Annotated in this window: 6 protein-coding genes; 4 read left to right on the plus strand and 2 right to left on the minus strand. The window is 54.4% G+C overall.

What is annotated here, in order from left to right; all coding sequences use genetic code 11:
• Positions 1–726 precede the first annotated feature (726 nt).
• Together rcsD and rcsB are read left to right on the plus strand one after the other, a co-directional pair.
• Positions 727–3,399 carry a phosphotransferase RcsD gene (rcsD, locus tag OTG14_RS11680; RefSeq protein WP_024908200.1) on the plus strand — a complete coding sequence of 891 codons (2,673 nt, stop codon included), beginning with the start codon at positions 727–729 and terminating at the stop codon, positions 3,397–3,399.
• 16 nt (positions 3,400–3,415) lie between these two features.
• A complete protein-coding gene (gene rcsB / locus OTG14_RS11685; protein WP_003859405.1) occupies positions 3,416–4,066 on the plus strand; it encodes a response regulator transcription factor RcsB in 651 nt (216 codons plus the stop codon).
• An 89-nt stretch (positions 4,067–4,155) separates the two neighbouring features.
• Here rcsB and rcsC read toward each other — a convergent pair whose 3' ends face one another.
• Together rcsC and gyrA are read right to left on the minus strand one after the other, a co-directional pair.
• Positions 4,156–7,002 (minus strand): two-component system sensor histidine kinase RcsC, encoded by a 2,847-nt coding sequence (rcsC, locus tag OTG14_RS11690; protein WP_061714731.1) that lies wholly within the window; start codon positions 7,000–7,002, stop codon positions 4,156–4,158.
• Positions 7,003–7,137: 135 nt separating this feature from the next.
• Positions 7,138–9,774 (minus strand): DNA topoisomerase (ATP-hydrolyzing) subunit A, encoded by a 2,637-nt coding sequence (gene gyrA / locus OTG14_RS11695; protein ID WP_024908202.1) that lies wholly within the window; start codon positions 9,772–9,774, stop codon positions 7,138–7,140.
• A gap of 146 nt (positions 9,775–9,920) precedes the next feature.
• Between gyrA and ubiG the strand changes: the two genes are divergently transcribed.
• Together ubiG and nrdA are read left to right on the plus strand one after the other, a co-directional pair.
• On the plus strand, positions 9,921–10,649 hold the full coding sequence (gene ubiG, locus OTG14_RS11700; RefSeq protein WP_024908203.1) for a bifunctional 2-polyprenyl-6-hydroxyphenol methylase/3-demethylubiquinol 3-O-methyltransferase UbiG: 729 nt from the start codon (positions 9,921–9,923) through the stop codon (positions 10,647–10,649).
• A gap of 347 nt (positions 10,650–10,996) precedes the next feature.
• Complete coding sequence (gene nrdA / locus OTG14_RS11705) at positions 10,997–13,282, plus strand: class 1a ribonucleoside-diphosphate reductase subunit alpha (protein WP_032646595.1); 2,286 nt, start codon at positions 10,997–10,999, stop codon at positions 13,280–13,282.
• Positions 13,283–13,320 lie beyond the last annotated feature (38 nt).

Below are 13,320 nucleotides of genomic sequence, written 5' to 3' on the forward strand. Positions count from 1 at the left end.
TATATGCCTTATAATTGCCACTGCTTACTGGTTAACCCTCATTAACCAGTCGGCAATTTCATTCTCCGCAAAATCACAGAATAATCCAATGCGAATATGATACGAAAACTTTGAAGATGTTTCATTTATCTATGAACATGTTTCAAAATGTAAATATCAAGGAACTTTTACAAAGCACAAATAGCTTATAAATTTAGCACTTATAATCAAAAGAAAAATAACACACATAAAAATCAACTATTTATAATAAAAATCGTTACAGCACTGAATGACAAAACAAGATCGCGCCTAATCTCTAAAATATCTCTCGCTATCATCATTAACTTTATTTATTACCGTCATTCAGTTTTGAATGTCTGTTTATCCCTAATTGAGCCGAATGCTTCGCATTCGGTTTTTTTTTACCTTTCTTTACGTAACTTCTCATTTTTTGTGCTACCGCACCGAAACTGTAACGACTATTAACTAAATCTTCACCGCTATCCTTCGCTGGCGAAATATTGATGTAAAACTTAATTTCTTGTTAATTCGTGCTATTTGCTGGCTAAGCGCACTTATTATTTGTACGCGCACGGCGTGTTTGTACATGTTTAGTGCGCCACCTGCCGCCGATATTGTCCGTTGAAAAAGTCGACTCTTCCCGGGCAGTGGCGCTGGAAATTCAGTTATTACCCTTTATACTGCCCTATCGCCACAGAGCATGACCATGACGGGTTAAAGATATCAATGAGTCAGACTGAAACTACCGCCCCGAGCAAATTTTCCCTCCTTCCCGGGAGCATCACCCGTTTCTTTCTTCTTTTGATCGTTGTGCTGTTAGTGACCATGGGGGTGATGGTACAAAGCGCGGTTAACGCCTGGCTGAAGGATAAGAGCTATCAGGTCGTCGATATCACCCACGCCGTGCATAAGCGCATCGATACCTGGCGCTACGCCACCTGGCAGATTTACGACAATATCGCGGCCGCCCCGGCCTCCTCGTCCGGAGATGGACTTCAGGAGACACGGCTTAAGCAGGATGTCTACTATCTCGAAAAACCGCAGCGTAAGACCGAGGCGCTTATTTTTGGCTCTCACGACAGCGCGACGCTTGAGATGACGCAGCGTATTTCGACCTATCTGGATACCCTCTGGGGTGCCGAAACGGTGCCATGGTCGATGTACTATCTGAACGGTCAGGACAACAGCATGATCCTGATCTCCACGCTGCCGTTAAAAGATCTCTCTTCCGGGTTTAAAGAGACCACCGTGGGCAGCATCGTCGATTCCCGCCGGGCAGAGATGCTGCAGCAGGCGAATGCCCTCGATGAACGTGAGAGCTTCTCTTCCCTCCGTCGTCTGGCCTGGCAAAACGGTCATTATTTTACCCTGCGCACTACGTTCAACCAGCCAGGACACCTGGCGACGGTGGTGGCCTTCGATTTACCGATTAATGATTTAATCCCGCCGGACATGCCGCTCGACAGCTTCCGTCTGGAGCCCGACAGCAGCACCCAGAACATGCGGGCGGCGTCTGACAAAGAGGCCGCAGAGAGCGTATCGATCTCCTTTAACGGCTCGAAAATCGAAATTGCCTCATCGCTGAATTCGACCGGTATGCGTCTGGTGTGGCAGGTGCCGTTTGGCACGCTGTTGCTCGATACCCTGCAAAATATCCTGCTGCCTCTGCTGTTAAATATCGGTCTGCTGGCGCTGGCGCTGTTTGGCTACAGCACCTTCCGTTTCCAGACGGGGCGTCAGAGCGACGCCTCTGCGGTTCCGGCCGGCACCAGCAATGAGCTGCGCGTATTGCGTGCATTGAATGAAGAGATTGTTTCCGTGCTGCCGCTTGGGGTCTTAGTTCACGACCAGGAGGCGAATCGTACGGTGATGAGCAACAAAATTGCCGACCATCTGCTGCCGCATCTTAACCTGCAGAACATCACCACCATGGCGGATCAGCATCAGGGGGTGATTCAGGCCACCATCAACAATGAACTGTACGAAATCCGTCAGTTCCGCAGCCAGGTGGCTCCCCGCACGCAAATCTTCATTATTCGCGACCAGGATCGCGAAGTGCTGGTCAATAAAAAGCTCAAGCAGGCACAAAGACTGTATGAGAAAAACCAGCAGGGGCGCGCCGCATTCATGCAGAACATTGGCGATGCCTTCAAGCAGCCGTTAAAAACGCTGGCAACCCAGGCGGCGGCGTTAAACACCGCTGAAAGCCACCAGCTTGCCTGCCAGGCCGATTCGCTGGTCAGAATGGTTGATGAGATCCAGCTGGCGAACATGCTGGAGAATGATTTCTGGAAGGGAACCCCAACCCTCTTCTCCATTCAGGAACTGATCGATGAAGTGGTGCCGGAAGTACTGCCCGTCATTAAGCGCAAAGGGTTGCAGCTGCTGATCAATAACAATCTCCCTGCGAATGACGAACGCCACGGCGATCGTGAAGCGCTGCGGCGTATTCTGCTAATGATTATTCAGTACGCCGTGACCACCACGCAGATTGGCAAGATCACCCTCGAAGTTGGCACTGAGGAGTCAGCAGAAGACCGCCTGACGTTCCGCATCCTGGACACCGGGGAAGGCGTCACCACGAGTGAAATAGATAATCTGCACTTCCCGTTCCTGAATGACACGCAAAGCGATCGCTACGGCAAGGCCAATGCCCTGACCTTCTGGCTGTGCGATCAGCTGGCGCGTAAGCTCGGCGGCCATCTGAATATCAAAGCCCGTGAATCCCTCGGCACCCGTTATTCTCTGCACGTGAAAATGGCGGCCAATCCGCAGGAAGAAGATGAAGAACGTCTGCTGGATGATGTCGTGGTGATGGTCGATGTGACCTCGAACGAGATCCGCAATATTGTCGTTCGCCAGTTAGAAAACTGGGGTGCGGCCTGCATCACGCCGGATGAAAGACTTGCAAGTCAAGAATTTGATCTGTTTTTAACTGATAATCCGTCTAATCTTACTGCCTCCGGCTTGCTTTTAAGCGATGATGAGTCAGGCGTGCGGAAAATCGGCCCTGGCCAGCTGCGCGTCAACTTTAATATAAGCAATGCGATGCAGGAAGCTGTACTACAACTAATAGAAGAGCAGCTGGCGCAGGAAGAGATAGCGGAATCCCCGTTAGGCGGCAATGAAAATGCCGAGCTTCACGCCAGCGGATACTATTCACTCTTTGTTGATACAGTACCAGATGATGTTAAGCGGTTGTATACTGAGTCCGCTGCGAATGATTTTGCAGCGCTGGCACAGACAGCACACCGGCTTAAAGGGGTGTTTGCCATGCTTAATCTGGTTCCCGGCAAGCAGTTATGTGAAACGCTGGAACATCTAATTCGTGAGAAAGATGCCTCTGGCATTGAAAAATACATCAGCGACATTGACGCCTACGTCAAAAGCTTGCTGTAGCAAGGTAGCCTTATACATGAACAATATGAACGTAATTATTGCCGATGACCATCCGATTGTACTGTTCGGTATTCGCAAATCACTTGAACAGATCGAGTGGGTGAATGTAGTCGGTGAATTTGAAGACTCTACAGCACTGATCAATAACCTCCCAAAGCTTGATGCACACGTGCTCATTACCGATCTCTCCATGCCTGGAGACAAGTACGGTGATGGAATCACGCTCATCAAATATATTAAACGCCACTTCCCGGATATCTCGATCATTGTTCTGACCATGAACAACAACCCGGCGATCCTGAGCGCGGTACTGGATCTGGACATCGAAGGGATTGTGCTGAAACAGGGCGCACCGACCGATCTGCCAAAAGCGCTTGCTGCGCTGCAGAAAGGCAAGAAGTTCACGCCTGAGAGCGTCTCTCGTCTGCTGGAAAAAATCAGCGCGGGTGGCTACGGTGACAAACGCCTGTCGCCGAAAGAGAGTGAAGTTCTGCGCCTGTTCGCCGAAGGTTTCCTGGTGACCGAGATCGCCAAGAAGCTGAACCGCAGCATTAAAACCATCAGCAGCCAGAAGAAATCAGCGATGATGAAACTGGGCGTGGACAACGATATTGCACTGCTGAACTATCTCTCCTCCGTCACGCTGAGCGCAACGGACAAGGATTGATCTCAACGGGTGTGCGGCCTGATGCCCTCACCCCGCCCCTCTCCCACCGGGAGAGGGTGAAAAGCTTAAAAGGCCCTTGCGGGCCTTTTTTATATTCTTGTTTTTCTCACGCGCTCCGCGTAAATCGACAATGTCTGCTTCAGCACGTCCAGCGTCACCGGTTTCGACAGACAGCTGTCCATGCCTGACTCCAGACAGCGCTGCTTCTCTTCCGCCAGCGCGTTCGCCGTTACGCCCACCACCGGCAGCGTCAGGCCCAACTGTCGGATGCGCTGCGTCAGACGGTAGCCGTCCATGTTTGGCATGTTGACGTCGCTAAGTACGATATCAATATGATTTTTACTCAGCACGTTCAGCGCATCCACACCGTCATTGGCCGTTTTGCACTGGTAGCCCAGCGATCCAAGCTGGTCAGCCAACAGGCGGCGGTTAATCGGATGGTCATCCACCACCAGAATCATCATATCGTCATTCACTGACGCCAGAGACTCGGGTGACGGCAATCCGCCCGCGCCGTCGCGCTCTTCCAGCTCCACTTTGTAGATGCGCGCCAGCAGGCTCAACAGCTCGTGCGGGGTTGCGACACTGTGTACCCATTCCCCAGGCGCACGCTCGACAGGAATGCCGATGTGGCGACGACAGAAGAGCACCGACCCTCTTCCCTGCCACGGCTGATCCGGCATCTCGTCGGCGATCAGCACATCGTCCACATCCGGCGTTTGACCTTCATAGCGACACACCCTCACGCCGCTGTGGGCAAGCAGCGCCGTCAGGTAGTCATTCAGCGAGGCGTTATGCACCGCCAGCCAGCAGCGCTTATCGCTCAGCCCGTCTACCGTGGATTTTGCCGGATACTGCGCCGAATAGAGCGGAATGCGGATGGTGAACTGGCTGCCCATGCCGGGCTCGGTATCCACCGAGATATCACCGTCCATCATGCTGACGAGCTTCTCACAAATCGCCAGCCCCAGTCCGGTTCCCTGGAAGTTACGCTGCACGCCGGTACCGACCTGGAAGAACGGATCGAACAGACGAACCACTTCTTTCGCCGGGATGCCGACGCCCGTGTCGCGCACGCGAATGCTCAGGTAATCCCCCGCCCGACAGACGTGCAGCACAATACAGCCGGTATCGGTGAATTTAATGGCGTTGCTGAGCAGGTTAGAGATGACCTGCTGCAGGCGCATCGGATCGCCGTGCAGCGTCAGCGGCACATCCGGCTCAATAAAGCAGTAGAGCCCCAGCTGTTTACGCACGACCAGTGGCAGATAGTTGGCGCTGATATGGTTCATGACCTCGCGCGGCGAGAACTCCCGCGGCTCGATTTTCAGCTGCTCAGACTCAATTTTAGAGAAGTCGAGAATATCGCTGATGATTTTCAGCAGCAGGCTGGAGGAGTTGTTCATCGCCGTCACCAGCCTGTCGACCCCTTTCGGCAGCTCTTTCGTCTGCAGCAGGTCGAGGTTACCGATGATCCCGTACAGCGGCGTTCGCAGCTCGTGGCTGACGGTCGCAAGGAACATGGATTTCGACTGGCTGGCCTGCTCTGCCGCCTGCGCCATCTCCTGCAACGACTCTTCCATTTTCACGCGCGCGGAGACATCCACCAGCACGCAAATCGCCACGTTTTCATTGCGATAGCGGGAATGGACAAAGCTAATCTGCAGGTTGGTGTGCGTGCTGGTAAGCACGTCGACAAAGTTAACCTGCTGACCGCAGATAATCTGCGTCAGCCTTTGCCGGTCCTCATGCGTCAGCATATTCAGGTAGTTATGCGCCAGTTCGTTACTCAGGATGTTGGTCCCGTCCTGGGTACGCAGAATACAGATCCCCACCGGCGCCGAAGCGACAATCTTCCGGTTAAACTGCTCGTGTTCCTCCAGCCGCTGGGCGTCGCTCTCGGCGGGAATAAAGATTTTCCGCTCATACATGCGCGCCAGGGTGAACAGCGCCCCACCCGCGATCAGGTTCAGCAGAATGGCATTCATGATGAGAATGCGTATCCGCTCAAGCACCATATCCACCGGCAGCGAATAGACGATACTCAGCGAGGAAGGCGGCAGGCTCTTCTTCAGCACCAGCTCGCGGAAACCCGAGGTATAGCCAAACCACGACCGCTCCTGCATCCAGTGGGGTTCGACGTTAAGCCGGTTATCCGGCCCGGCAAGCGAGATCAGCTGATGACCGTTTTCATCCAGAATGGTCACCCCCATGGGCAGGCTGCCCGGGGTGAAGAAGTTTTCCATGCGAATGGTCTGCTCAATCCCCAGCAGCGCCTGCAGGCGATTACCGAGATACACCGGCGTCAGGGCGTAGAAATAGCCTACGCCCGGGCGCGGGCCCTGGCTCACCCAGAAGATGTTATTCCCGCGCTCGTCCTGCGGCGCATTGCGATATTTCACAATACGTTCATGCAGGCTCTTCAGCGCATCGTCGCGCTCAACGGGCACGTCGCGCAGGCCAAAGTCAGCCATGCAGAGATTCTCGCTGCCAATCAGGAAGACGCGGTTCAGGTCATAGGCGGCGGAGAAATTGTCGCGCCAGTAGCGCATAAACCAGGCGAGGGATTCCAGCGACCCGCGCCAGGAATTGCTCATGGTGGAGCAATCGGAGTCCGGGAACAGCGGCTGGAAATCCGGGACTTCGGTTTTGTCATCACGCCCGCGAAGCGCAAGGATGCCATTTTCCGCCGTCAGACGATTTTCGGCAATATACTTCAGCTCCTTCATCACGTCAGACGTTCGCTGAATGTAGCGCTGGGCCTGGTCGGAGCTTAAGTTAAACTCCTGGCGGATCTCCGCTTCTTTCTGGTGCAGCGCGTTAACGATGTAAAACACCGAGAACAAGGCCACCAGCAGCCAAAGCAAGAGCGCCAGCGCCCGAAACAGATAGCGAGAGACTTTCAGCGTAGTACGAAAGGAGACGAGGTATTTCAAGGGGGCGAGGCTCCGCCGTCGGGGTCAAAAGAATGTGGTTAAGGTAGCGGTAAACGCGCCAGGTCGCAACGTTGACTTATCTGCTTATGCAAAAGAAAAGGGCCGGAATCCGGCCCTTTTTTGCATCAGAAGACATTACTCGTCAGCATCATCCGCTGCGTCATCGTCAGTGTCGACTTCCGGCGCGATATCATCATCGCCTTCCGCAACGCTACCGTCGATGGAGTCGAGCTCTTCGTCATCCACCGGCTCAGCAACGCGCTGCAGACCCACCACGTTCTCATCTTCCGCTGTACGGATGAGGATTACGCCCTGGGTATTACGCCCTACCACGCTGATCTCAGACACGCGGGTACGCACCAGCGTACCGGCATCGGTGATCATCATGATCTGGTCCGCATCGTCCACCTGCACCGCGCCCACAACGGAACCGTTGCGCTCGGTAACTTTGATAGAGATAACGCCCTGCGTGCCGCGAGACTTGGTTGGGTATTCCCCTTCCGCCGTACGTTTACCGTAACCATTCTGCGTTACGGTCAGGATAGCCCCTTCACCGCGCGGAATAATCAGAGAAACCACGCTGTCTTCGCCAGCCAGCTTGATACCACGCACGCCCGTCGCGGTACGACCCATCGCACGGACGGCGTTCTCTTTAAAGCGCACCACTTTACCGGCCGCAGAGAACAGCATCACTTCATCAGAACCGGAGGTCAGATCCACACCGATCAGCTCGTCGCCTTCGTTCAGGTTCACGGCGATAATACCGGCAGAACGCGGACGGCTGAACTCGGTCAGCGCGGTTTTCTTCACGGTACCGCTGGCGGTCGCCATAAAGACGTTCACGCCCTCTTCGTACTCGCGTACCGGCAGGATGGCGGTGATACGTTCGTCCGCTTCCAGCGGCAGCAGGTTAACGATTGGACGACCACGTGCGCCACGGCTCGCTTCCGGCAGCTGATAGACTTTCATCCAGTACAGACGACCGCGGCTGGAGAAGCAAAGGATCGTGTCATGGGTGTTAGCCACCAGCAGGCGGTCAATAAAGTCTTCTTCTTTAATACGTGCCGCAGACTTGCCTTTACCGCCACGACGCTGTGCTTCGTAGTCGGTCAGCGGCTGATACTTCACATAGCCCTGGTGAGACAGGGTGACCACCACGTCTTCGCGGTTGATCAGATCTTCAATGTTGATATCAGAGCTGTTCGCGGTGATTTCGGTGCGGCGCTCGTCGCCGAACTGATCGCGGACCAGCTCCAGCTCTTCACGGATCACTTCCATCAGGCGCTCTGCGCTGCCCAGAATGTGCAGCAGCTCAGCAATCTGTTCCAGCAGCTCTTTGTATTCGTCGAGCAGTTTTTCATGCTCAAGGCCGGTCAGTTTCTGCAGACGCAGATCCAGAATCGCCTGGGCCTGCTGTTCAGTCAGGTAGTACTGACCGTCACGCACGCCGAATTCAGGTTCCAGCCACTCAGGACGCGCTGCGTCATCGCCCGCACGTTCCAGCATCGCGGCGACGTTACCCAGATCCCACGGACGGGAAATCAGGGCAGCTTTCGCTTCCGCCGGGGTTGGCGCACGACGGATCAGTTCGATGATCGGATCGATGTTGGCCAGCGCAACCGCCAGCGCTTCAAGGATGTGCGCACGGTCGCGCGCTTTGCGCAGTTCGAAGATGGTACGGCGGGTCACCACTTCACGGCGGTGACGCACGAACGCGCTCAGGATCTCTTTCAGGTTCATGATCTTCGGCTGACCATGGTGCAGTGCAACCATGTTGATACCGAAGGAGACCTGAAGTTGAGTCTGGGAGTACAGGTTGTTCAGCACAACCTCACCCACCGCGTCGCGTTTGATCTCAATCACGATGCGCATACCGTCTTTGTCAGACTCGTCACGCAGCGCGCTGATGCCTTCAACGCGTTTTTCTTTTACCAGCTCGGCGATTTTTTCAATCAGACGCGCTTTGTTCACCTGATACGGGATCTCGTGAACAATGATGGTTTCACGGCCGGTTTTAGCGTCCGCTTCCACTTCAGCGCGGGCACGGATGTAAATCTTGCCGCGACCGGTGCGGTACGCTTCTTCAATACCACGACGACCGTTGATGATCGCCGCCGTCGGGAAGTCCGGGCCCGGGATGTGTTCCATCAGCCCTTCAATGCTGATGTCTTCATCGTCGATATAGGCCAGGCAGCCGTTGATCACCTCGGTGATATTGTGCGGCGGAATGTTGGTTGCCATACCGACCGCGATACCGGACGAACCGTTAACCAACAGGTTCGGGATCTTGGTGGGCATCACATCTGGGATGCGCTCGGTGCCGTCGTAGTTATCGACGAAATCAACGGTCTCTTTTTCCAGGTCGGCCATCAGCTCATGAGCGATTTTCGACATACGGATTTCCGTATAACGCATCGCCGCAGCGGAGTCGCCGTCGACTGAACCAAAGTTACCCTGGCCATCTACCAGCATGTAGCGCAAGGAGAATGGCTGCGCCATACGAACGATGGTGTCATAAACGGCAGTATCACCATGCGGGTGATATTTACCGATGACGTCACCGACGACGCGGGCAGATTTTTTATAGGCTTTATTCCAGTCATTGCCCAATACGTTCATGGCGTATAGTACGCGACGGTGTACCGGCTTAAGGCCATCGCGGACGTCCGGCAGCGCACGGCCAACAATGACCGACATCGCATAGTCCAGATAGGAGCTCTTCAGCTCTTCCTCGATGTTAACCGGTGTAATTTCTCTCGCAAGGTCGCTCATCTAACCGCTATCCCTCTACTGTATCCCGGATTCAAAGGTCGCAAATTATAACACAGCCGAGGTGATTGAGGTAAACCTATACGCTTTATTCACGGGGATTGCCTGATATACTCATTCGTCTTGCTAAATAAGGAGTAAAAGCGCCCATGAATGCCGAAAAATCCCCGGTGGTTCACAACGTTGACCACGAAGAGATTGCCAAATTTGAAGCGGTGGCGTCCCGCTGGTGGGATCTCGAAGGTGAGTTCAAACCGCTGCACCGTATTAACCCGCTGCGTCTGGGCTATATCGCGGAGCGTTCCGGCGGTCTGTTCGGTAAGAAAGTGCTCGACGTCGGCTGCGGCGGCGGCATCCTGGCTGAGAGCATGGCGCGCGAAGGGGCGAATGTTACGGGCCTGGATATGGGCTTTGAACCGCTGCAGGTGGCCCGTCTTCATGCGCTGGAGTCCGGTATACAGGTGGAATACGTGCAGGAAACCGTAGAAGAGCACGCGGCAAAACACGCCCATCAGTACGATGTGGTGACCTGCATGGAGATGCTGGAGCACGTTCCCGATCCGCAGTCGGTGGTGCACGCCTGCGCAAAACTGGTAAAACCGGGCGGCCAGGTCTTCTTCTCAACCCTCAACCGCAATGCTAAAGCCTGGCTGATGGCCGTTGTCGGCGCGGAGTATGTGCTGCGCATGGTGCCGAAAGGGACCCACGACGTGAAGAAATTCATTAAGCCTGCAGAGCTGTTAAGCTGGGTTGACCAGACGTGGCTCAAAGAGCAGCACATCATCGGCCTGCACTACAATCCGCTGACCAATAAATTCAAACTCGCACCGGGCGTTGATGTTAACTATATGTTGCACACAACCGCCAAAAACGACTAACGTCATTCGTTATTCTTATAAAGATTGCGCGACATCATGTTGCGCAATTCTGACCTCTCGTTGAAGAAATCAGCACTCGATCAAATTTTGAATTTTTTTTCTTAATTATTGACATGTCTTCCAGGCCTTACGGTACGAGGACTTAGCCTTTTTTACCCTTTCACAACCTCAATTTAACGTCAAAATCAACCCTTGTGCTGAAAAGATTCGATACTAGAATACTCACCATATAGCGTTTTTCTTATCGCAAACCCCCTATATGTAGTATTTATCCACAGAGTTAGTCACAAGACGGATCTGTGGATAAGCGGGGGATATTTTTTATTTCACGGACAGGTAAAACCCACATGAATCAGAGTCTGCTGGTGACAAAGCGCGACGGTACTACCGAGCGTATCAATCTGGACAAAATCCATCGAGTTCTCGACTGGGCAGCAGAAGGACTGAACAACGTATCTATCTCCCAGGTTGAACTGCGTTCTCATATTCAGTTCTACGACGGCATCAAAACGTCTGATATCCACGAAACCATCATCAAAGCGGCGGCAGACCTCATCTCCCGCGAAGCACCGGATTATCAGTACCTCGCTGCACGTCTGGCGATTTTCCACCTGCGTAAAAAAGCCTACGGCCAGTTTGAGCCGCCGAAGCTTTACGATCACGTGGTGAAAATGGTTGAGCTGGGCAAATACGACACGCATCTGCTGGAAGACTATACGGAAGAAGAGTTCGAGCAGATGAACGGGTTTATCGATCACTGGCGCGACATGAACTTCTCCTACGCGGCGGTGAAGCAGCTCGAAGGCAAATACCTGGTCCAGAACCGCGTAACCGGTGAGATCTACGAAAGCGCCCAGTTCCTCTACATTCTGGTGGCCGCCTGCCTGTTCTCTAACTACCCGCGTGATACCCGTCTGGATTACGTGAAGCGTTTCTACGATGCGGTATCGACGTTCAAAATCTCTCTGCCGACGCCAATCATGTCTGGCGTGCGCACCCCTACCCGTCAGTTCAGCTCCTGCGTCCTGATCGAGTGTGGTGACAGCCTGGATTCCATCAACGCTACCTCCAGCGCCATTGTGAAATACGTTTCCCAGCGTGCCGGTATCGGCATCAACGCCGGCCGCATCCGTGCGCTGGGCAGCCCGATTCGCGGCGGTGAAGCGTTCCACACCGGCTGTATCCCGTTCTATAAGCACTTCCAGACGGCAGTAAAATCCTGCTCTCAGGGCGGCGTGCGCGGCGGTGCTGCGACCCTGTTCTACCCGATGTGGCACCTGGAAGTGGAGAGCCTGCTGGTTCTGAAAAACAACCGTGGTGTCGAAGGCAACCGCGTGCGTCACATGGACTACGGCGTGCAGATCAACAAGCTGATGTACACCCGTCTGCTGAAAGGTGAAGACATCACCCTGTTCAGCCCGTCCGACGTTCCAGGCCTGTATGACGCGTTCTTCGCCGATCAGGACGAGTTCGAGCGTCTGTACACCAAATATGAAAAAGACGACAGCATCCGCAAGCAGCGCGTGAAGGCGGTAGACCTGTTCTCCCTGATGATGCAGGAACGTGCCTCTACCGGCCGTATCTACATCCAGAACGTTGACCACTGCAACACCCACAGCCCGTTTGACCCGGTTGTTGCACCAGTGCGCCAGTCTAACCTGTGCCTGGAGATCGCCCTGCCGACCAAACCGCTGGAAGACGTGAACGACGAAAACGGCGAAATCGCGCTGTGTACGCTGTCCGCGTTCAACCTGGGCGCGATTAAGAGCCTGGACGAGCTGGAAGAGCTGGCCGTGCTGGCGGTTCGTGCCCTCGACGCCCTGCTGGACTACCAGGATTACCCAATCCCGGCCGCTAAACGCGGTGCGATGGGCCGCCGTACCCTGGGTATCGGCGTGATCAACTTCGCCTACTGGCTGGCGAAAAACGGCAAGCGTTACTCCGACGGCAGCGCTAACAACCTGACGCACCAGACGTTCGAAGCCATTCAGTACTACCTGATGAAAGCCTCTAACGAGCTGGCGAAAGAGCAAGGCGCGTGCCCGTGGTTCAACGAAACCACCTACGCGAAAGGCATTCTGCCGATCGACACCTACAAAAAAGACCTGGATGCGATCGTCAGCGAGCCGCTGCATCTCGACTGGGAAGGCCTGCGCGAGTCCATTAAAACGCACGGCCTGCGTAACTCCACGCTCTCTGCTCTGATGCCGTCCGAGACCTCTTCGCAGATCTCTAACGCTACCAACGGTATCGAACCGCCGCGCGGCCACGTCAGCATCAAAGCGTCGAAAGACGGCGTGCTGCGTCAGGTCGTACCGGACTACGAAACGCTGGGCAACAACTACGAGCTGCTGTGGGAAATGCCAAACAACGACGGCTACCTGCAGCTGGTGGGTATCATGCAGAAGTTTATCGACCAGTCGATCTCTGCCAATACCAACTATGACCCGACGCGCTTCCCGTCAGGCAAGGTTCCGATGCAGCAATTGCTGAAAGACCTGCTCACCGCCTATAAGTTTGGCGTGAAAACGCTGTACTATCACAACACCCGTGACGGTGCGGAAGACGCGCAGGACGACCTGGTTCCGTCAATTCAGGACGATGGCTGCGAAAGCGGCGCATGTAAGATCTAATGTAAATGCCGGGTGGCGCTACGCTTACCCGGCCTACG

Source organism: Enterobacter pseudoroggenkampii (assembly GCF_026420145.1).
Lineage (GTDB): Bacteria > Pseudomonadota > Gammaproteobacteria > Enterobacterales > Enterobacteriaceae > Enterobacter > Enterobacter pseudoroggenkampii.